Here is a 20,761-nt window from a genome sequence, read left to right as displayed (position 1 = left end):
CGAACACACCTTTAGCCTTCGTATGTTTAAACACCTCGAAAACATATCGAATACTCGAAATCCCCTACGCGCCCTCTATGTCCCTCCAGCCCATCACTCTGAATTCTCCTTCACCCGACTCTATAGCAGCTACTGCATATGCTTTTCTCAGCATAAAAAGCATCGACTTATTCCCAAATGATGACAAAACCCGAACAACTGTAAATTTATTGTAAAAATTTCTTTGTTGGCATTATTTTTATGTATAGGATTATCAGTAGGACTTGGTAGCCCGAATACCATAGTCTTATTGGTGCACATACCAAAAGGATATCCATACAAAGCAAGATCAGTACTTATATTTATTTCGTTTTTCGACCTAGCTACAGCCGTTTATGTTGCCGTCGAATGAAGTAGATAAACCACTGAGATATACAAATCAAATAGAAAACAAACACAACAGCAACAAACATAATTTATTAAAAAGACAGGGAAAACCATGAAAAACATACGTAAATTATTTTTTGGGTTTATATTATTGTTTAGTTCCAGTGCATTTGCAGAAGAAGGATCATTTAACCAAGCTATCAGCAACTTAAGTCAAAGTGTTGATGGTTTTTTCAACGAATACACAGGTTGGTTCGTTGGGCTGATATTTAAAAGTGTACCGATTGGTGAAGCTAACTTCCCAGTGATTGTTGGCTGGCTGTTGCTCGCTGCGATCATCTTCACTGTTTATTTTGGCTTTGTTCAATTTAAACGTGTCGGCATGGCGATAGACATTATCAAAGGTAAGTATACCGATCCTAACTCTAAAGAGGACGGCGAGGTTTCTCACTTTCAAGCGTTAACAACGGCGCTTTCTGGTACTGTCGGGCTTGGTAACATTGCCGGTGTAGGTGCTGCACTTGCGATTGGTGGCCCTGGCGCGACATTCTGGATGATCTTGTGTGGCCTTCTGGGTATGGCTTCTAAGTTCTGTGAGTGTACCTTAGGTGTGAAATACCGAACTATCCTACCTTCAGGTGTTGTTTCGGGTGGTCCAATGTACTACCTAAGCCAAGGTCTGGGTGAAAGAGGTTTAGGCGGACTAGGTAAAGTGCTCGCTATTGGTTTCGCATTAATGTGTATTTTAGGCGCATTGGGCGGCGGTAACATGTTCCAAGCTAACCAAGCACACGCCATGTTAACTTACGCATTTGATGTACCAAGTGAATACGGTGTGATCACTGGCCTTGTACTTGCCTCTTTAGTTTTCTCTGTGATTGTTGGTGGTATGCCTTCTATCGCATCGGTAACAGAAAAAGTTGTTCCTTGGATGGCTGCTCTGTATATCGGTATGGCTCTGATTGTCATCGGTTCTAACCTTGATCAAGTTGGCCCTGCGTTCAGCGCAATCTTTACAGGTGCATTTACTGGTGAAGGTGTTGTTGGTGGATTTATTGGTGCGCTAATTCAAGGCTTGAAACGTGCAACATTCTCGAACGAAGCAGGTGTAGGTTCAGCAGCTATCGCTCACTCAGCGGTTAAAACAAAAGAACCAATCACCGAAGGTCTAGTATCACTATTAGAACCGTTCGTTGATACGGTAATCATTTGTACAATGACCGCATTGGTTATCACTATCGCTGGTTTAAACGTAGGTCCATTCGATGGCTCTGGTTTAACGGGTGTAACGCTGACTGCTGCATCGTTTACTGAAACGGCAGAAGTATTCAAATACACACTCGCTCTCGCAGTAATCATGTTTGCGTTCTCGACGATGATTTCTTGGTCGTACTACGGTCTTAAAGCTTGGACTTACCTATTTGGTGAAGGCAAAACAACGGAGCTGATTTTCAAAGTGATGTTCTGTGTGTTTGTTGTTATTGGTGCCACGATTCAATTTGGTGCGGTAATCGACTTCTCTGATGCGGCTATCTTTGCGATGTCTATCTTCAACATTCTTGGTCTGTACTTCTTGATGCCAGTTGTGAAGAAAGAACTGCAATCGTTTGTTGCTCGTGTGGAATCAGGCGAAATCAAAACGTATGAGAAATAACGTTTAGTGGAATGAGGTTTTGCTCTAGTAGCCAACTGCATTCTAAGAAACGACACAGCTCTAAAAACGAAACTGTTCTAAAAATTTTTGTAAGACCCTTTGCTTGAGAAAACGAGAACAGGACTGCAACTTATCCAAAATCCCTACCAGCTTGGCTTGTGGGGATTTTTTATGTCTGAACGATTAGGCGAATAACTACCTTCAATGCCCTGCTCACTCTTTTCACCCTTTTCACTCTGTTCATCATCGACACGACGAACCAACTCTTCTACTTTGATCATCTCTTTTTGCGCTAATGGCGAGCGACAATCATCGAAACAATAAGCTATGGTGCAGTTCTCACAAAGATACTCTGGCATCACTCCATCCCTTGTCGTCAAAGCAGCCAAATGCGAGCTAGCAATCGACTGCGTGTTCATCCTGAACAACACTATTATGCAGCGACTCTGAGCTGAAAATATGTATGCAAAGTCATTTAATAGACAACAAGTAACATATCATTGTGGATATACGTAACTATTCACAAATATCTAAGCAAACAATGAAAACACTTAAATAATCTATAATGAGAACGCACCGGATCTATGCTCTCGACAAACGCAAAACGCCCACATCACGTGTGTGATGTGGGCGTTTCAATATTTAATGCAAAACTAACGTTAGGTTGGTAAAGCCTTCAGCTTATAAACCCATCTCTTCAGTGAGCGTTTTGATCTGCTTGAGATCCATGGTGTGGACTTCAATCATTTGTCTGATATCGCTCAGTCGAGAGTTAGCGTTATCTTGCTTCTCACACGCGTCAGATTTCGCATCCCATGATGTGCCATCTAAGTAAACATCACACGCTTTCTTAAGAGAACCAAGATTCTGCTCGAGTTGATCTCTTTCTTTCTCAAGTTTGTCAAGTTCTTGAGAAATCTGTAATTCTTTTCGGAAAACTTCACGCGCACGCTCAAACAAAGTCGATTGCATGTCAGCCTGACGATTAAGTTTCTGGTTGTCTTGCTGAGTTTGCTCTAACGTTTGCTTCTGTTCATTTAGCTGTTGCTCTAACGAGTAGTTCGCCTTCTCTAAAACCGAAGACTGCTTCGCTAATTCCTGGAGCTCTTTTTGATGCTCTTCCGTTTGTTTCACTAGAGCGGCTTCTACTTTCGCATCGATTTCGGTATCAACTTTTGCCACTTTAGTTTCAACGGATGTCATCAACTGTGCTCTGCTGTCATGCAGTTCTTGATAACGAGTTTCGAGTACCTGGTAAGTGGACTCCCACTTAGAAGCCGTAACTGTAGAACCAATTAAGCCACCCAGTGCTAAACCTATAACCGCAGCAATGCCGATATAGAGCTGACTGCGCTTATCGCGTTCTTCTATAACAACCACTTCATCTTGTTCGCTTTGTCCAGATTGCTGGTTCACTAGCGGGTACTCCCAAAAATTTATTTAACGTTACGCGGTCACTGACACGAATGCCAATACTGATTGTGAAGGCTCAGTTAAACCTATCGCTCAAGCCAGAAGCACTTAAGCTTTACTAACACATTCATCCCACCTGTTTACAGGCAGGCTTAACGAGTTAACTCCGAAATCATCAAGCTGGCAGTATACAAAAGGAAACTGCTAACGATAACTATCACTACCCATTTTTGCAGTTTTTCGTTTGTCCGGTAACGAAATAGTACAAATGCCAAAGCCAATAAAAAAACAATCGCTATTAGTCGAGTCATAACTCCTCCTTGTTTCTCTATTTTATACCATTTAAATAAGCAAGTTACGTCAGAGACTCGTTGTTTGATCATTTAGTTGAACAACATTTGTGCAAACAGATATTTTGTAGCTGACATCACATTTTATATGATCTAGGATACGCCTACAGATTACCTAATTATTTAGGTAATTGTTCCGATGAAGACTGCAGGAGAGTGGTTTTTAACTAAACATTAACATTTAGTTAGATTGACCCGCCGAAGAAGTAAATCTTTCAGGTGCTTTATGCTGGAGAAATCCAGAAAAGTGAGGACTGTCGTTGGAGGAACCTCTGGAGAGAACCGTTAGATCGGTCGCCGAAGGAGCAAGCTTAGTGCCCGTTACTTATCTATAAGTGATTCGCTAAGTGAAACTCTCAGGCAAAAGGACAGAGGAGTGGAAAGCAACAGCCTTAATTAACACAAGAATTCTATCTAGAAATCCGTATGTATTAAGTAGTGCCCCCGATCCCTGAGATCTGTACTGCCTTCCCTCTTCTCCTTAAATTTTTAATTTATTAAGGGGAATCTATGAACCACCTACAAGCTACACTACAAACCATCAACCAATTCGTTTGGGGACCACCACTGCTTATTCTGCTAGTGGGTACAGGTATCTACTTTACTTTTCGCTTAGGCTTACTCCAGTTTAGACACCTCCCAACTGCACTGAAAATGGTGTTCAGCAAAGACAAATCTGGTACGGGTGACGTATCGAGTTTCGCGGCTTTGTGTACTGCACTTTCAGCAACCATTGGTACAGGTAACATCGTTGGTGTAGCGACCGCAATCAAGATTGGTGGCCCTGGTGCCCTATTCTGGATGTGGCTTGCCGCTGTATTTGGTATGGCGACCAAGTACGCAGAATGTCTACTCGCCGTTAAATACCGCAGAACCGATAGCAATGGCGAAATGGTTGGCGGCCCAATGTACTACCTGCAATACGGTGTCGGCTCACGAATCTTAGCGGTAATGTTCGCTGTCTTCGCGCTCGGCGTTGCTTGCTTCGGTATCGGTACCTTCCCACAAATCAACGCTATCTTGGACGCAACTCAAATCTCATTTGGCGCTTCGCGTGAGATGTCTGCTGTCGTTCTTACGATATTAGTGGCAGTGGTTACCCTTGGTGGTATCCAATCTATCGCTAAAGTGGCAGGGAAAGTTGTTCCTACTATGGCGGTTATGTACGTCGTCGCGTGTTTAAGCGTTCTGATTTCAAATGCCGACCAACTACTGAATGCCATTACCCTTGTTGTGACTTCTGCGTTTACCAACACAGCAGCAACCGGTGGTTTCTTTGGCGCGAGCATCATGCTTGCTATCCAATCAGGTATCGCTCGTGGTGTGTTCTCGAACGAATCTGGCCTAGGTAGCGCACCAATGGCTGCAGCAGCGGCTAAAACAGACTCATGTGTGAAACAAGGACTTGTCTCTATGACAGGTACCTTCTTCGACACCATCATCATCTGTACGATGACAGGTTTGGCGCTTATCTTAACGGGTGCTTGGCAGACTGATCTTTCAGGCGCTGCGATGACCACTCACGCATTCGCTGTTGGTCTGAATGCAGATACCCTTGGCCCTATGTTGGTTTCTGTTGGCTTAATCTTCTTTGCGTTTACAACAATTTTAGGTTGGAACTACTACGGTGAGCGCTGTGTTGTGTTCTTGCTAGGTACCAAAGCTGTATTGCCTTACAAGATCATCTTCATTGCGTTGGTGGCTTCTGGTGCATTCTTAAAGCTCGACATGATCTGGATAATGGCTGATATCGTGAACGGCCTAATGGCAATTCCGAACCTAATCGGGCTTATCTTGCTGCGCCACGTTGTTATCGAAGAAACCAAGCTATTCTTCAAACCGTTGACGTCTTCAAATGATTGTGAAGCAGTTAAAGCGTAAACTGAAGTGATTGAATACCAAGCCCGCATTTAACTGCGGGCTTTTTTATTTTCATCACATAGCGAAACGTCTTAAATTATTATGCAGCACATATGCCCTTATAAATAACAAGAATATTAAATCGACCACTATGCGATTTAATAAAGCGAATAGTAGACTACTAAACAGGACACTAATAAAACCAACACTTAATTAGATATTACTTATATTTAACAGATTGTGCGTTGGTGTCAGGCGTTTTGTAACAAACATATTAAATTTATTTTCGTTTCAACGACACAAAAAACCAGAAGAATAAAACATGTGACTTTAATTCATATATTAGTCAGTTTATAGTCATCTACATTGTAGAGAGAATTATAATAAAAATAAAACGTTGGCTATATGATCAGATTCGACCCGATTAAAAACCGTATTTATAACGATGAACGTTCTATTAAAGTAGGATACCGTGAAACTCGGGTCCTGGAGTTATTACATAAAAACTCACCCGATATTGTTAACAAACAAGATATTATTAGCTTCGCTTGGGGAAACGAGTTCATAGGGGATACGTCACTAGCGAAAAGTATAAGTTTACTGCGCCAAGGGTTCGTTAGATTAGGCATCAAAGAAACCCCAATCGTCACCGTTCCTAAGGTGGGCTATCGCCTTATCGATGAGTGCGTGGTAATCGACTCCCCCATCAATAATGCAGCCACAACTCCCCTTGCTGATGCGAGCAACCTGATACCCGTCGGCAATAACGGTATTGCTATCGGTGCAGCTGTTGCAGTCGAACCTAAGCCTAACCCTAAACAAAGTTCGTCGGCTTACTTTCCCACTGCTGAAAACCGAAACAAGTTGTGCTACTTCACCACTGGCTGCTTACTGTTGGCATCAGCGTTATTGGCTTTTGCTAAGGTTAATGAGAGAAACCTCAGCGATATCAACCCCATTAACCGGCTCAGCGAGCAATGGATAGGTCAAATACAAGTTTTCCAAGCCCCTGAAATGGCGATGACGCCAGAGCTAGAAAGCATTCTCTATCAGTATCAATGTGATTGCGTGGCGTACATTAGCGAAGAAGCGGAATATTCTGAGCTCTCTATTCTGAACAAAGCCACACGCCAGTCCGTCAACATCTTTTACACGCCAACCCAACTAGATCAGGCCAGTACCGAACTGGCCCTATTCCTAGAAAGAGGTCAATTATGATGCCAATCGTTGCGCTCATTTCTGCATTCGTTTTATTGGTTGGCATATGGAGTATCCCTTCGCCCCAACCAAAAGAAGAGCATCGCTACCAACATAGCGTGGTGGACCTGATAGTGAATGACAATGTATTACGTACCGACGGATTAACGAAAATAAGTAACAACAAGGTGCTGCACCTGATGTCCGTTCAAGACGACAACATGCCCGACCCACTTGTTCTGCGATTCAGAGGAACAGCCCGTCCTTCTCAATCACTTTTCTTTTCTATTTCTGGCACCATTGACTTAGTCTCTGTGCAAAAAATAAATAAAACAATGAATGACAGCCGATTGGCGCCTTACCTGTTAATCAACAATGACCCATTAACGGTAAAGATTGATATCTTAAGTTCGAATGATTTATTTGCCATCATTAAAACGTGTAATACAGGCCGAACGCAACTTCTGGCCAAACGATAATTAGAGATAGTTTAACCACTAGCAACAAGTGCCCTATTATCAAGTAGCAAGCTTTTCCGATATTACACATAAAAAACGGATGGTTATTTTCATTATTTTATCAGTAATACAATTATTACAGTCTTCCTTACTTTAAGTGTTTGCATTTTAAAACCGATAGCAAAGCAAAATATTCAAGTTAGATTTTTACTCTTTGTCACTCACTACCTGCCCACCTTAAAACTACGAGTATTGTGAATGGTTATACCTGTTCTTCTAATTAACCATTCATACAAACGCCAAAAATAACGTCAAATAATTTTGACGTCTAAGCCCGAATAATGGGCCTTCATTTTTCTAAAAACGGTTTGAGCCCCATCAAACAATTTACGTTCAGTTGCATACTCTTTCACCGTAAAAACACTAATGACAATACAAGCCATTGAATTAACTGGGTAATTTAATTCAACCCTTTTCAGTATCTATCTATTTATCAACATGAAAAAGTGAACTTGTCTTGTTAACTGCACGGCACACAAAACATTATCAAAATAGAAAAATTACAAATGAGGGAATTGTTAATGATCACAGTAAACAGAAGTCTCTTAGCAACCGCAGTGTTGTCTGTTCTATCAACCGGTGTAAATGCGAAGATTTACCCAGACCAAATAGTGTTTGACCAACTTGGTGAAGATGTCTGTCGCTCTGGTTATCGTCCTATAGACCGTTATGAAGCAGAAGAGCAGAAGAGTACTTTGGTCGCTCGCATGGGCACTTGGCAGATCACCGGGTTAAAAGGAAACTGGGTAATCATGGGGCCGGGTTATCATGGCGAAATTAAGCAATCAAGCAGTGGGTCAACGTTCTGTTACCCAAACAACGACCAATCTGAAATCCCTAACTATTCCGCCAAATCGGTTCAGGAAGGCAGCGAAATCGATGTTCAGTATGAATTAGTGAACAACCGTAACGACTTTGTACGCCCATTAAGCTACTTAGCCCACAACCTAGGTTACGCTTGGGTTGGCGGTAATAACAGTCAGTACGTGGGCGAAGACATGACGATAAAGCGCTCTGGCAACAGTTGGGTAATACAAGGAAATAACAATGGCTCTTGTAGCGGCTATCGCTGTGATGAAAAAACCAAAATCACCGTCGACAATTTTGCCTACACCGTTAACGACGACAACTTTTGGCATGGTGATGTTGTCGAGTCGGATCGTGAACTAGTGAAAACGGTTTACGCGACGGCAAGAAACAACAGCAACATCGCGCAACAAGTGGTGGTAGACCTAAAAGTAGACGAATCAACAAACTGGTCGAAAACGAACAGCTACGGATTCTCACAGAGCGTTCAAACAGAGAACACCTTCAAGTGGCCTTTGGTTGGCGAAACTAAGCTCACCGTTAAGTTCGAGGCTAACCAAAGCTTCGCTGAAACAAATGGCAACTCCACTAGCGAACAAGTAACACTTCAAGCTCGTCCTATGGTTCCTGCGAATTCGGAGCTACCGATTCGAGTTGAGCTGTATCGTTCAAGCATCTCTTACCCGTACCGATTCAACGCCGATATTAGCTACGATGTTGAATTCAACGGCTTCCTTCGTTGGGGTGGCAACGCGTGGCACTCTCATCCAGATAACCGCCCGTACAAGGCTCATACCTTCACCATGGGCCGTGGCAGCAGTGAATCTGCCGACATTCGCTACCAATGGGATCACCGTTACATCCCAGGTGAAACTAAATGGTGGGATTGGGGCTGGGCGATTAAAGAAGCTGGCTTATCAAGCATGCAATACGCGACTGGCGGAAGCTTACGCCCCTTCCACTCTTACGTGTCTGGAGATTTCTACGCTGAATCTCAATTTGCAGGTACTATCGAAATTGGACAAGCAACACCAATTACTAACAATCTACGCAGCAAAAGAAGTACTGATTCCGTCAACGAATCTACTGAGCGCATTGGCGACATCGAAGTTACCACCAACTTTAACGCCGATGAGTTGAGTGACTTAGGTTTCGAAGGTGCTGAGATGAACATTAGCGTCGTTGAATAACTGCGCTGTAGAATAAGATCGGTACAAAGATCTACCAGTAATAAAGCACAAAGCCCACGACACATCGTGGGCTTTCATATATTCATGTTCAACTGAAAACGGTGAACTACACAGGCTCTTCCATCAGAAGCTTAACACCCAGCCCAACCAACACCATGCCCGTCACGCCTTCCATCCACTTCATAAAACTCGCGTTTTTGAGCAAGTTTTTAGCGGAATTAAGAGCGCCAGCCAAACCACATTGCCATACCATCGCAATCATAAAGTGTACCGAAGCCATCAACATAGATTGCAATAAAGGCGAACCTTCAGGGTTTACAAATTGAGGTAAAAAGGCCAGATAGAAAACTGCTGTTTTTGGGTTAAGAACGTTAGACAGAAAGCCTTCACGCAAAGAACGCTTTGCACTGTAAGCCTGCTGAGCTTGTTCTCCGACCTTCAAACCGCCACCGTTTTTCATCAACGCTCGCAAACTGCTTAAGCCAAGCCAGATGAGGTAAACTGCACCTACCATCTTAACGGCTTGAAAGAGTTCAGCAGACTGGGCAAGAATTGCAGAAATACCCACAGCAGAGAAAAAGGCGTGTACATAGAGGCCGCTACAAATACCAAAGCTGGTCATTACACCATCAGATAAGCCCGAGCGGCTCGTGTTACGAATAACCAAAGCCGTATCTAAGCCCGGCGTTAGCGTTAAAATAGTGATGGCAATTAGAAATGCCTCAAAGTTCAAAATATCCATATTATTGTCATTGTTGTTCAGCGATCTATCATCAATACCGTGTCTCTGAACAATTCGCAAGCAACAATTGCCACCAGCTATACAACTCACTGATTTTGTGCACAATAGAACAGTTTGATTTGTTAAGAAATAGTAAATTCAAGGCATCGTACCGCCTCATGCTTTTATCGCTATATCTTCGACTCCGAAGGTAAGCGTCTTTTAAAAGTGAGCCATAATCAAAGTACATGAGAGATGAACCTTAACGCTGACGCAGTCCTAAGGATCATTTACAGAAACCAAATTAAGAGTAGTCAAATGAGCGCATTCAAAAAACTAGTCGAACACTCTCAAAAATGTTCACGCTTTCAACACCTAGCCTCGATTTGTGGTTGGGACCAAGCTTCAATGATGCCTGCCGGTGGTAACCAAGCTCGTAGTGAAGCAATGGCCGAGCTTTCGGTTCATATTCACGGATTAATGACGCAACCACAGCTTGGTGACTGGATTGAAGACGCTGAAAACGAAGCGCTAAATGGCGAGCAACAATCGTCTCTGCGCGAAATTAAACGCCAATGGCAACAAGCCAATCTACTCCCAGAAAAGCTGGTTGAAGCCAAATCTCTAGCTGGCTCAAAGTGTGAACATGCATGGCGCAGCCAACGTGGTAACAACGACTGGGTTGGATTCGAAAAGAACTGGCGTGAAGTGGTTGAACTCTCTCGCGAAGAAGCTCAGATCCGCGCCGACTCGGCGAATCTAACGCCTTATGATGCAATGCTAGATATCTATGAACCGGGCACCAGCTCTGCTTCACTTGATACCCTATTTGCAGACGTTAAAACTTGGCTTCCAGGTTTAATTGATGAAGTGATCGAAAAACAATCGAGCGAGCAATTTAACGCACCATCAGGTATCTATTCGACCGAGAAACAGAAAGCACTGGGTTTAGAAGTCATGAAGCTGCTTCAGTTCGATTTTGAACACGGCCGATTGGATGAAAGTGTTCACCCATTCTGTGGCGGTGTCCCTTCAGACGTGCGTATCACAACACGCTATGACGAAGCGGAATTCGTTCAAAGCTTAATGGGTATTGTGCATGAAACAGGCCACGCACGTTACGAACAAGGCTTACCAAAACACCTAGCAGGACAACCAGCGGGGGAAGCTCGTTCTATGGGCATTCATGAATCTCAATCTTTATTCTTCGAGATGCAAGTCGGCCGCAGCGACCCGTTCATTGGACACTTAGCGAACTTGGCTGGTCAGCAATTCTCAGGCTCAGAATTTGAGAAAGAAAACTTCCAGAAGATCTACACGCGCGTGAAGAAAGACTTCATCCGTGTCGATGCTGATGAACTGACCTACCCTGCACACGTTATCCTGCGTTACGAGATTGAGCGTGACTTGATCAACGGCAAGATCAAACACACTGACGTGCCAGAGTTATGGAATACCAAGATGCAGTCTTACCTTGGTTTAAGCACTCAAGGTAACTTCACTAACGGCTGTATGCAAGACATCCACTGGACAGACGGCGCATTTGGTTACTTCCCATCGTACACATTAGGTGCGATGTACGCGGCGCAGTTCATGGCTTCAATGAAGAAAACGGTAGATATAAACTCTGTGATTGAAAGCGGTGACCTATCCCCTATCTTCACTTGGTTAGAATCAAACATTTGGAGCAAAGGCAGCCTGCTGACCACTGATGACTTGGTGAAAGGTGCAACGGGCGAAACCTTGAATGCGCAATACTTCAAAGACCATTTGAGAAGTCGTTATCTGTAGATAAAACGCCCAACCACATTGAAGGTTTCTACTTGCAGAGCTTGCTGTGTAAGTAGAACCAAGCTGAAAAAAGCATAGTACAAGTATTGTAAGTCAAAAGTCACAATTATGGCTGAAGGGTAGCTTTGGTTCTAACTAGAAAAGGGGCACTTCTGAGTTACGAAGTGCCATCTGTGAAGGTTCTGGACATTTCCGAGTTGCGTTTTATCTAATTTAGTAAGTCATGAATTAACAGAAGTAGGGCAACTCGCTTAGTCGAGTGTCCAGTATCACTGGTGCAGATCAGTTATCATATTTTAAGTAAATCACTCTAGAAAGGAAGCGAAACCTATGAATTTTAGTTTTGAACAACTTCTCGCGTTCGTGACCGTTTATGAACAACTCTCGTTTAGCAAAGCCGCGGTCAAACTCAATAAGCACCGAACTACGATAGGGCAGGTGATTACCAACCTTGAAGACCAACTAGCGGTCAGTTTGTTTGAACGAGTGGGGCGTTCGGTAGAGCCAACTGAAGATGGTCACCTTCTTTATCACAATGCTAAATTAACCATCGAGCAAGCGCGTACTTTCGATAAATTGGCGCTAAGCCTCTCTTATGGTGGATTAGAAAGCGTCAACATCGCTTATTCTAGTGTGATTCCTCATCGCGCTTTGGTTGAAATCCGCCAGCAATTTCTTCGCGATTTTCCGCTAATGCGCGTGAACTTTTTTGTTAGGAATAAACAGGACATCAAAAGAGGCATAGATAGTGGCGAATACCATTTTGGTATCGTCAATGTGCATGACCGTCAGGCGATGTATAGCTTTGATGCGACTTTCCTTGGGCATTTCGAATTTCTCCCTTTTGTTCAAAAAGGTGGAGATCTATCTAGGTTGGAGAAAAGTGCAGTCTTGGTAGCTCTGAAAAACAGCAAACAATTTGTCTTACGATCTTTTATTGAAGAAGGTATGTCAGAGAAGATTATTTACAGCTCAGACAATGAAGCAATCGATCAACTTGCCCTAGTGATAAAGATGGTCGAAGCGGGGTTGGGTTGGGCGTTACTGCCTAAAACCTTCGCTAATACTGAGTTTGCCAATCATGCCATTGAGCCAGTTGAAGCCGATGAGATGCTAGAGGGCTTCAAGTTTGGCTTCGCGCTTTGGTGTCCACATTCCAAACAAATTGTTGATATTAAAAAGTCGTTAATCACCGTGATAAACAATTATCGCAAGCGATTTGAAGACGGTCTCCGTCGTTAACTCATAGACTCATCCAATTTTTTAACAAGGTTCAATTAGAGCCTTGTTTTCGTTTCAGTTAACTTTAAGTTCGAGTTTTGATGGATTACACCCTTTATATAGGAGTGTGAGGTATCAAGCTGACTATCTCTTCAGTCATGTCACTTTCCCTGTACCTTTAAATAATATAAAAGATATCATACAGTTTGTTGTGATTTTACCCCCAGCCCGTGAAGATAAAGTGACTAAATGGTTGATGTGATACATAGCAATTGTTCACAACTAAAGTTCATAAGGATGGATGACTTTTAGTAGGGAAAATGTTCGCATCCTAAACGATGTAGAGTATTCAATCTAAGTGATTTTGGGGCAGATCTGAGCTAGCAGGCACTTTGCAAGAAAAGCGCCACGAGTAAAGCTTCAGGCTTATGAAGCCTCTGGACATTTCCGTTTTAGCAAGATTGCCAATTAAGCAAAGCATGAATTAAAAGGATAGAAAAAGTCGCTTACGTGATTGTCAGGGATCATTAGACCACTACAACTTCAATTGTCAGTTATAACTAAAACGGCACCTAGCCTTTGAGCAAAAAACCCTATATAACTCATCCCCACCTTCATGCACTCTTACTCGAAAGAAAAAAATACTCTTCCCTCCCTCCTCATACGCGAGAGCTAGCTCAGCATCATCTCTTATCAAACCTTCAGCTACTAAGTGAACTTCTAATGCATCGAGTGCTTTTTCTTCTAAGGCTTTATCGTGAATTGGTTTAAAACCTCCAAATGAAAGGGAAGAAAAAAAAAGAGCAAAAACAAAAAAAACAATTCGCATAACTATTCCTTTTTTATTAGTTCAATACTAATTCCAGTTTAGTAAGAAATTAAGATTGTCGCAGCAGTGAAACTAAATAGATAGCTCTCGTTTCATGCAATTAAAGTCGGAGTTCATCATTCTTATTATGGTAAATGGGTAAATTAGCTACCAAAAACAACCCTCAGACCTCCTCAAACGCTCTCAGCGAGGATTTTGGGCTTGTTCAAGGCTATGCTCATACTACCTTGTATGTGTGTGACTCTTTCAGTGCGATTTACAGAGCAAAAACTAGCGAATTCGTTTGAGTCAAGAACTGTACTCTGCCCCCACTTTTCGTACTTTGTGAGTTAAGTCGCCCCGTTAGCAATAATTTGGACAGCCGCAACTACCTTAAAATGCAGGTCACATTCTCCACTGGACGGACGGCGCATTCGGTTACTTCCCACCTTACACATTAGGTGCGATGTACGCGGCTCAGTTCATGGCTTCAATGAAGAAAACAGTGGATGTGAACTCAGTGATTGAAAGCGGTGACCTATCCCCTATCTTCAATTGGTTAGAATCGAACATTTGGAGCAAAGGCAGCCTGCTTACTACTGATGATTTGGTGAAAGGTGCAACAGGTGAAACCTTGAATGCGCAATACTTCAAAGATCATTTGAGAAGTCGTTACCTTTAATGGAATAAATCGATAGAGGCTGATCAGTTTATTGATTCAGCCTTTTTAATCACATTTTCAAAACATACTTAGATTGATTTGAAGGTTTTATCCCTTCATCGAACTTAACAATCACGGAAGATTCTGGTACCTACTAGCACGAAATTGGACAAAAACGCGTTAAACTCAAAACTCTAATTCACTTAACTAATATTAGAAAAAGTATCTTGAAACCTTAAAGCTGAGAGGTTGATACGGCGACGTTGAACAATGAGTCTTAGATCTCTAATCAATCACGTTAGTATGGGTGAAGCCTGAAAGTGATAGACTTAGAAAGCGTATTAATAATAATCAACAAAAGTCTGGTGAGTGTGTTACCTTGGTTGTTATCCCTACCGCTTAGTGGGGACTTCTTTTCTTTTCCGAACTCACATCTCGGCACTCCTTAGTTGCCCTCCTAAGCCTCACCGCAGGCTTTAATTATGTCCATTTCAACCCAAAAGTTAAGAAACATCTTCAAACTCACTAGAATTGAAAATGTAGAAATCAACAACGATGTACCCCATTTCGCACCTTGGTTACCACTTGCTCAGAAAGTAAAACCTGTCATCCCTTCTGCGATTATATATTGCGAAGGTAATTTTGGTAAAATTGATGGTAAAACCGCTAATGGGTTAGTGAGACATTCGTTAAGCTATCGTATTCTATCGGTTATTGATAGTGAGTCTGCTGGCTTAGATGCTGGTGAAGTTCTTGATAACAAAGCCAATGGAATACCTATCCTTGCTAATGCTGAAGAAGCTATCATTCACGCAGAAAGCATTCCTGATTACTTCATTTTTGGCATTGCGCCATCAAGTGGCTTTTTATCTGACTTAGATAAAAGCATAATTTTAAATGCCATGTCACTAGGAATGAACATCGTAAATGGCTTACATGAATTCCTAACCGATGATCCTCTATTTTTAGAAGCCAGCTTAAAGAATAACGTTCGAATATTCGATACTCGCAAACCCAAAAATAAAGGCGATCTGAAAACGTTTATCGGGAAAATACACAACGTTAAATGTCCGAGAATTGCTGTCATGGGGACGGATTGCGCGCTAGGAAAACGAACAACAGCAACAATATTAACGAATGAACTGACTAAAAAAGGCCTTAACGTCGTTCTGATTGCCACCGGTCAAACAGGCATTATGCAAGGCGCACAATACTGCGTTGCACTCGATGCTGTTCCTTCACAATTTTGTGCCGGTGAGTTGGAATCTGTCATTGTACAGGCCTATGAAAAAGAAAACCCGGATCTGATTATTATTGAAGGGCAAGGAGCCTTGAGTCACCCTGCGTTTTCAACCAGCGCTTTTATCTTACGTGGCAGCTGTCCAACGGGTGTGATACTGCAACATGCCCCTAAACGTTTATATCGTAGTGATTTTCCTGATTGCCCAATGCCTTCGATTGCCTCAGAAATCAATCTTATCGAAACGTTTTCTAATACCAATGTTATTGGACTAACACTGAATCATGAAGATATGTCGTTGGATGAAACACGCAGTGTGATAGACAGTTACACTACCGAATTTGGTCTACCTGTTACTGATGTCTTGTCACAACCTGTCGAACATCTGTTGCACATCGTAACGTCAGCTTTCCCTATAATAGAAAGTAAACTGGCCGAAAAAGGGTGAACTACCCTAGGTTAGACATCGATTGTGGGAAAGTTCACCATAACGCTCAATTCCTGATTACTCAGCTCTCACTGAAAAATATATCCGTTACGCCTGTAACAAAAGCCTTCCTCGGTCACCCTATCATCGCACAAGTTCTTATTGATGCTGGCGCACCAATGTTAGCCGATTCAAGAATCGAAAATCTTCAAAAGATGACTGAATCTGGCATTGCTATCCCTAAAATGCTGATACGTACACCCATGCTCAGTCAAGTGGCGAGCATAATAAAATACAGTGATATGAGTTTAAACTCTGAAGTTGAAGTGATTCAGAGGCTTTCACATGCAGCGGAACAACAAAATTGTCGTCACGATATTATTATTATGGTTGAGCTTGGCGATCTCAGAGAAGGTGTGATGCCTAATCGCGTTATTGATTTTATCCGTGAGATTATTTCTTTACCAAACATCACGATAAAAGGAATTGGTACGAATTTAGCTTGTCGGTATGGTGTCGCTCCAGATGATAAAAATATGAATATTCTTTCTGATCTTGCCGATGGAATTGAAGCTACATTTGGGGTCAGTCTAGAAATTATTTCAGGGGGTAATTCTGCTTCAGTTAACTGGGCTCTTCAGAGAACAGGCTTAACTCGAGTCAATAACCTTCGTATAGGAGAAGCAATTTTTTTAGGCTGTGAGCCTTTAGAGCACGAAAATATCAAAGGCTTACATACGGATGCGGTTTCTTTGACCGCTGAAGTGATTGAATCCAAAATTAAACCGACTTTGCCTTGGGGAAGTCGGGGGTTAAATGCTTTTGGTGAAAAAGAAAACCTTCAAGATAGAGGGGAGGTATCGCAAGCTATTCTGGCATTAGGCCGCCAAGATGTTTGTGTCGGCGGGCTTAAGGCTCCGAATGGGATTAAGATCATGTCTTCAACTAGCGATCACCTTGTCCTTGAATCCTCACAGAAACCACTACTTGTAGGGGAAAAAGTCACATTCAGTTTAGATTACAGTGCGCTCTTATCTTCTATGTCTTCACGTTATATCCATAAATATTTTAAGGCACCTAAAGGGAGAAGAAAGGAAGAAGGAGCGCATAATGCTACGAACAACTGTAATTCTCTTCGTCAGTGTCATGCTTAACGGTTGTCAGATAAGCCCAATAAAATCTAATGGACTTGCCGATTATAGAGCGACAGTTATTTCAAGCCAACTTCCACAAGAGTTAGGCTCAATCACACTCGTAAATGCACAGTCAGAGGGCGATAGTGTCACTCTTGTTTTCGTAAAAAAGAAAACTTTGAATATGGACCGATTAGTAGAAAAAGTCGCCGTTAGTTTTTGTGACAACATCGAAATAAGACCACTATTAGAGAGTGGGATCTCCTATCGAATCATTACCTTAGGAAAAAATGAGAAAGTAGAAAGCCTTAACGTCATTTCTCTAGCTAAGTGCTCTAATTGAATGCTTAGCAGTCGAATGGATAAAAGCCAATACGAGTTGTTCAATGTACTCAATGACACTATTTTATTGAGGTTTGACCGCCTTACGCCTTGGGAAAAAAACTTTATCACAGAGTTACACCATAAGGTCGTAACTAGACAACTCATTTCAATTAAACAAAAACAGCTTGCTTTAAGAATTTCAATGAAAGCCTATAAATCAAAGAAGAAAAACGCGCGTTCCAACGTTTAATTTAAGCTTGTGTATACCTAATCTGTTTAAGGCCATCTAAACCTTGGACAGATTAGTAGTATTTGCACTTAATGTATTGAAAATAATCAAGTGTAGCGGTGAATGGGTAACAACTTTCAGCGTAATAGCAATTGAAACACCTAAGTATTTAGGTTCCTTTTCGATTAACACTCAGTACCTTCTGAAAGCAACAATGCATCTTCTAATTCAACCCCAAGATAGCGGATTGTATTATCTACCTTGGTATGACCAAGTAGTAGCTGCACCGCTCGGATATTTTTCGTTTTTGCGTAGACTAACGTCGCTTTTGTTCGCCTCATCGAGTGAGTGCCATACAAGTTAGGATCCAACCCCAGATTAGAAGCCCATCTCCTCACTAAGTATCGATAGTACGAATAGCTAATCGGTTGTTGCTTTCGCCTTTGGCTTGGGAAAATAAAATTGCTGTCATGTAGCGAAGCCATCAAAATCCATTTCATTAGACTCTGTTGAGTTCTTGTCGTTATCTCAAATTGAACTTCAATATCTGTTTTGCGCTGGATATGCTTAACGCGGTTAAATATCCTATCTTGCGAAGATACATCGCAAACTCTGAGAACGAGCAAATCACTTGCTCTAAGTTTGCTATCAATAGCTAAGTTGAGCAACGCAAGCTGCATCAAATTATTTTCAATTTCTAATCTGGTTCTGATCCGCCAAATTTCCTCAAGCCGAAAAGGCTTTTTGACGCCACTTCGTTTCGTTTTGTTGAAAACTACCATGATGACCTCCTTTTTAATTTGGTCATCACGATTGTAGTTGGAAGGAAATGTCGAGTAGACGACACTTGTTACCAAGTGCCGCCCCTCTAAGAACTGTACGTGCAACTTTCACTGCATACAGCTCAAGCCTCCGCTAAGGCGTATTACGTTACCCAGCAATCACAATGCAGCTAAAGCAGGTTCGAACCATGAGTTTCGTCCCAATTTCTTTGCCTTTCGTTCTTTAAGGAAAGGTTCGTAAAAAGGATCATAAGGCGTTGCCTTGCTCATAATTTTTACATGCCTTTTAATTGGCGTTTTGGCTATCTGAACCAGATTAAAATGACAATCCATATTCGCGATCTTTTGCCAACCATGGAATTGCCATTCACCTCGTCGGTTCAAGTAATATTTTCTACGCACCCAATCTTTGTTTTTCGTCGGATGACGCCTTACCGCCCAACGCCATAACAACCAGAAAAGTTGATGACTTACATAGTCGAAAGTTCGCTTTGCCACGCAATGACGATAATAATTCGCCCAACCTCTCAGTTTTGGATTCAGTATTTTAATCAGATCGTTCACTGGAATTGTTGCGTGCTTTTTGATGAGTTCACGTAAGTTACTCAAAAATGACAGTACGTTGCTCTTACTTGGTTTAATAAGCAGTTTGCCTTTGTACTTTCTGAGATTAAATCCCAAAAAATCAAAACCATCATTGATATGAGTTACGTGTGTTTTCTCTTCAGAAAGTGTTAAACCTCTTTCTTCTAGAAAGCTAATTAGCTGCGGTTTGATGTTGTTCACCAAAACTTCCTTTGAAGTCCCAGTTATTACAAAATCATCAGCGTATCCAATGAAGTTGACTCTATCGCCAGTTTTACGTGCTACCGACTTAACCAGATTTTCTAAACCTGCTAACGTCAACAGCATAAGCGTTGGGGAAATTATACCGCCTTGAGGCGTCCCCTCTGCTGTCTTGTAAAACAGTCCTTTATCGATAAAACCGCACTCAAGCCATTGCTTCAACATTCGTTTATCTGTTTGAATGTTATCGATTAGCCACTGATGACCAATTTTATCGAAACAAGCCTTAATGTCCCCCTCAAGAACCCATTGTGCTGAACGTTTAAGACCCAAGCATTTGAAGCATTGTTCGATTGCATCGGCTGTGCTTCTATTAGGTCGAAAACCATAGCTATTTAGGTCAGCAATGGTCTCAGAGATAGGCTCCAAGGCAAGTAGATAAAGCGCTTGTTGCGCTCGATCTATCATACACGGAATACCTAAAGGTCTGAGTTTGCCGTTTTTCTTGGGGATATAGATACGTCTGAGTGGTTTAGCTTTGTAGCCTTTCCGACTCAATTGATTAACCGCTGCCACACGACGAGCATCCGTATTCCAGATGATGCCGTCGATTCCTGGCGTTTTGCTGCCTTTATTTTGTGACACTCGTTTAACGGCAAGAAGTTTTGCCGCTTTTGAGTGAGTTAGTATCCACTGCAATGCTTTCGCCTTACTGCGTTTACCTTCTCGAGTTGCTTTTGCAATGCGTATTTGAAGCTTTAATACGTGTTGTTCGACGGCTTTCCAGTTAATGGATTGCCATCGAGTGCCGTTAGGAGAGGCACTAACTTCTTTTGAAGCTACCATTTGCATTTCTCCTTGAATAAAGTTCTTCAAATTATCTTGCAACGGGAGACCAGCTAGAAGTCAGCTCGCTTTCGCGCCAGATAACAACCTGTATCCGCATCATTACAACGCGGCTTTCGCTTTTTCTAGCCTCCTTTACCTGCACCACTATCGGCTGTCTTTGCAGACCGCTTTCCCAAAGGGAGAAGTACAGGCTTACCCTGTTCCGTATGTCGCGCAACGTCGGGTTAGATGCCCACTATAATGCGGAGAGCGTCTTGATCACGAAAGAGCACTGTCCAATCTCTTTCCTACTCTCATGCCTTTTGGCCACAGCGTATTAACCACTTCCGCTGATCCACGTATAACGCATCTTAAATGGATTCACTTACGTTCATCATACCAACACCCTAGCACTCACCCAATTGTGGTTATCAGGAGGAACGTCCTCTCACGAA

The 20,761-nt window shown here is 42.3% G+C and carries 17 protein-coding genes, 1 pseudogene and 1 riboswitch; of the genes and pseudogenes, 12 read left to right on the top strand and 6 right to left on the bottom strand.

What is annotated here, in order from left to right; all coding sequences use genetic code 11:
- Positions 1 to 478: 478 nt before the first annotated feature.
- A complete protein-coding gene (locus tag AB6E78_RS00090) occupies positions 479 to 2,020 on the top strand; it encodes an alanine/glycine:cation symporter family protein (RefSeq protein ID WP_372132289.1) in 1,542 nt (513 codons plus the stop codon).
- Positions 2,021 to 2,163: 143 nt separating this feature from the next.
- On the opposite strand, the gene AB6E78_RS00085 is transcribed toward AB6E78_RS00090, so the two are convergent.
- Together AB6E78_RS00085 and AB6E78_RS00080 are read right to left on the bottom strand one after the other, a co-directional pair.
- Positions 2,164 to 2,379, bottom strand: coding sequence for a hypothetical protein (locus AB6E78_RS00085; protein ID WP_372132292.1), 216 nt, complete (start codon positions 2,377 to 2,379; stop codon positions 2,164 to 2,166).
- Positions 2,380 to 2,701: 322 nt separating this feature from the next.
- Entirely contained in the window at positions 2,702 to 3,436 is a 735-nt protein-coding gene (locus tag AB6E78_RS00080; RefSeq protein ID WP_372132295.1) for a chromosome partitioning protein ParA, read from the bottom strand.
- Between the two features lie 609 nt (positions 3,437 to 4,045).
- A riboswitch (glycine riboswitch) is annotated at positions 4,046 to 4,165 on the top strand.
- 128 nt (positions 4,166 to 4,293) lie between these two features.
- Here AB6E78_RS00080 and AB6E78_RS00075 point away from each other — a divergent pair.
- The 4 genes from AB6E78_RS00075 (at position 4,294) to AB6E78_RS00060 (ending at position 9,355) form a co-directional block, all read left to right on the top strand.
- Complete coding sequence (locus AB6E78_RS00075) at positions 4,294 to 5,664, top strand: alanine/glycine:cation symporter family protein (protein ID WP_372132297.1); 1,371 nt, start codon at positions 4,294 to 4,296, stop codon at positions 5,662 to 5,664.
- Between the two features lie 384 nt (positions 5,665 to 6,048).
- The gene (locus tag AB6E78_RS00070; RefSeq protein ID WP_372132300.1) at positions 6,049 to 6,861 is read left to right on the top strand and encodes a transcriptional regulator; all 813 of its coding nucleotides are present in this window, start codon (positions 6,049 to 6,051) and stop codon (positions 6,859 to 6,861) included.
- On the top strand, positions 6,858 to 7,319 hold the full coding sequence (locus tag AB6E78_RS00065) for a hypothetical protein (RefSeq protein WP_017059728.1): 462 nt from the start codon (positions 6,858 to 6,860) through the stop codon (positions 7,317 to 7,319). Before AB6E78_RS00070 ends, AB6E78_RS00065 begins: the two co-directional genes overlap by 4 nt.
- A gap of 560 nt (positions 7,320 to 7,879) precedes the next feature.
- A complete protein-coding gene (locus AB6E78_RS00060; protein WP_017063796.1) occupies positions 7,880 to 9,355 on the top strand; it encodes an aerolysin family beta-barrel pore-forming toxin in 1,476 nt (491 codons plus the stop codon).
- 106 nt (positions 9,356 to 9,461) lie between these two features.
- On the opposite strand, the gene AB6E78_RS00055 is transcribed toward AB6E78_RS00060, so the two are convergent.
- On the bottom strand, positions 9,462 to 10,097 hold the full coding sequence (locus AB6E78_RS00055; protein ID WP_017077131.1) for a LysE family translocator: 636 nt from the start codon (positions 10,095 to 10,097) through the stop codon (positions 9,462 to 9,464).
- Positions 10,098 to 10,394: 297 nt separating this feature from the next.
- On the opposite strand from AB6E78_RS00055, the gene AB6E78_RS00050 reads away from it, so the two are divergent.
- Entirely contained in the window at positions 10,395 to 11,867 is a 1,473-nt protein-coding gene (locus AB6E78_RS00050) for a carboxypeptidase M32 (RefSeq protein ID WP_372132304.1), read from the top strand.
- A gap of 330 nt (positions 11,868 to 12,197) precedes the next feature.
- On the top strand, positions 12,198 to 13,109 hold the full coding sequence (locus AB6E78_RS00045; RefSeq protein WP_017069525.1) for a LysR family transcriptional regulator: 912 nt from the start codon (positions 12,198 to 12,200) through the stop codon (positions 13,107 to 13,109).
- Between the two features lie 529 nt (positions 13,110 to 13,638).
- Here the strand turns inward: AB6E78_RS00045 and AB6E78_RS00040 are convergent.
- Complete coding sequence (locus AB6E78_RS00040; RefSeq protein ID WP_102321458.1) at positions 13,639 to 13,917, bottom strand: hypothetical protein; 279 nt, start codon at positions 13,915 to 13,917, stop codon at positions 13,639 to 13,641.
- Positions 13,918 to 14,308: 391 nt separating this feature from the next.
- Between AB6E78_RS00040 and AB6E78_RS00035 the strand changes: the two are divergent.
- The 5 genes and pseudogenes from AB6E78_RS00035 to AB6E78_RS00015 all read left to right on the top strand — a co-directional run.
- Positions 14,309 to 14,578, top strand: a pseudogene (locus AB6E78_RS00035) (carboxypeptidase M32); the annotation flags it as partial.
- Between the two features lie 461 nt (positions 14,579 to 15,039).
- A complete protein-coding gene (locus AB6E78_RS00030) occupies positions 15,040 to 16,245 on the top strand; it encodes a DUF1611 domain-containing protein (RefSeq protein WP_108085955.1) in 1,206 nt (401 codons plus the stop codon).
- Positions 16,242 to 17,378 (top strand): alanine/ornithine racemase family PLP-dependent enzyme, encoded by a 1,137-nt coding sequence (locus AB6E78_RS00025; protein WP_372113046.1) that lies wholly within the window; start codon positions 16,242 to 16,244, stop codon positions 17,376 to 17,378. Before AB6E78_RS00030 ends, AB6E78_RS00025 begins: the two co-directional genes overlap by 4 nt.
- Entirely contained in the window at positions 17,335 to 17,700 is a 366-nt protein-coding gene (gene gspS2 / locus AB6E78_RS00020) for a type II secretion system pilot lipoprotein GspS-beta (protein WP_016788065.1), read from the top strand. The genes AB6E78_RS00025 and gspS2 overlap by 44 nt, the downstream gene beginning before the upstream one ends.
- A complete protein-coding gene (locus AB6E78_RS00015; RefSeq protein WP_065584872.1) occupies positions 17,701 to 17,931 on the top strand; it encodes a hypothetical protein in 231 nt (76 codons plus the stop codon). It abuts the gene before it with no gap.
- Positions 17,932 to 18,095: 164 nt separating this feature from the next.
- Here the strand turns inward: AB6E78_RS00015 and AB6E78_RS00010 are convergent, their stop codons facing one another.
- Both AB6E78_RS00010 and ltrA read right to left on the bottom strand, forming a co-directional pair.
- Positions 18,096 to 18,692 carry a tyrosine-type recombinase/integrase gene (locus AB6E78_RS00010; RefSeq protein ID WP_016792302.1) on the bottom strand — a complete coding sequence of 199 codons (597 nt, stop codon included), beginning with the start codon at positions 18,690 to 18,692 and terminating at the stop codon, positions 18,096 to 18,098.
- Positions 18,693 to 18,851: 159 nt separating this feature from the next.
- A complete protein-coding gene (gene ltrA / locus AB6E78_RS00005) occupies positions 18,852 to 20,324 on the bottom strand; it encodes a group II intron reverse transcriptase/maturase (protein WP_017091811.1) in 1,473 nt (490 codons plus the stop codon).
- Positions 20,325 to 20,761: the final 437 nt, after the last annotated feature.

Origin of the sequence: Vibrio sp. 10N.247.310.98, from assembly GCF_041467395.1 — a bacterium.
GTDB classification, from domain to species: Bacteria; Pseudomonadota; Gammaproteobacteria; order Enterobacterales; family Vibrionaceae; genus Vibrio; species Vibrio crassostreae_C.
Note: the sequence above shows the minus strand (reverse complement) of the source record. Positions and strands in the feature narration are given on the sequence as shown.

Excerpts from the sequence above, each read along its gene's own strand:
- AB6E78_RS00090 (WP_372132289.1), top strand. The coding sequence starts at position 479 with ATGAAAAACATACGTAAATTATTTTTTGGGTTTATATTATTGTTTAGT.
- AB6E78_RS00085 (WP_372132292.1), bottom strand. The coding sequence starts at position 2,379 with ATGCCAGAGTATCTTTGTGAGAACTGCACCATAGCTTATTGTTTCGAT.
- AB6E78_RS00075 (WP_372132297.1), top strand. The coding sequence starts at position 4,294 with ATGAACCACCTACAAGCTACACTACAAACCATCAACCAATTCGTTTGG.
- AB6E78_RS00070 (WP_372132300.1), top strand. The coding sequence starts at position 6,049 with ATGATCAGATTCGACCCGATTAAAAACCGTATTTATAACGATGAACGT.
- AB6E78_RS00065 (WP_017059728.1), top strand. The coding sequence starts at position 6,858 with ATGATGCCAATCGTTGCGCTCATTTCTGCATTCGTTTTATTGGTTGGC.
- AB6E78_RS00060 (WP_017063796.1), top strand. The coding sequence starts at position 7,880 with ATGATCACAGTAAACAGAAGTCTCTTAGCAACCGCAGTGTTGTCTGTT.
- AB6E78_RS00055 (WP_017077131.1), bottom strand. The coding sequence starts at position 10,097 with ATGGATATTTTGAACTTTGAGGCATTTCTAATTGCCATCACTATTTTA.
- AB6E78_RS00050 (WP_372132304.1), top strand. The coding sequence starts at position 10,395 with ATGAGCGCATTCAAAAAACTAGTCGAACACTCTCAAAAATGTTCACGC.
- AB6E78_RS00045 (WP_017069525.1), top strand. The coding sequence starts at position 12,198 with ATGAATTTTAGTTTTGAACAACTTCTCGCGTTCGTGACCGTTTATGAA.
- AB6E78_RS00040 (WP_102321458.1), bottom strand. The coding sequence starts at position 13,917 with ATGCGAATTGTTTTTTTTGTTTTTGCTCTTTTTTTTTCTTCCCTTTCA.
- AB6E78_RS00030 (WP_108085955.1), top strand. The coding sequence starts at position 15,040 with ATGTCCATTTCAACCCAAAAGTTAAGAAACATCTTCAAACTCACTAGA.
- gspS2 (WP_016788065.1), top strand. The coding sequence starts at position 17,335 with ATGCTACGAACAACTGTAATTCTCTTCGTCAGTGTCATGCTTAACGGT.
- AB6E78_RS00015 (WP_065584872.1), top strand. The coding sequence starts at position 17,701 with ATGCTTAGCAGTCGAATGGATAAAAGCCAATACGAGTTGTTCAATGTA.
- AB6E78_RS00010 (WP_016792302.1), bottom strand. The coding sequence starts at position 18,692 with ATGGTAGTTTTCAACAAAACGAAACGAAGTGGCGTCAAAAAGCCTTTT.
- ltrA (WP_017091811.1), bottom strand. The coding sequence starts at position 20,324 with ATGGTAGCTTCAAAAGAAGTTAGTGCCTCTCCTAACGGCACTCGATGG.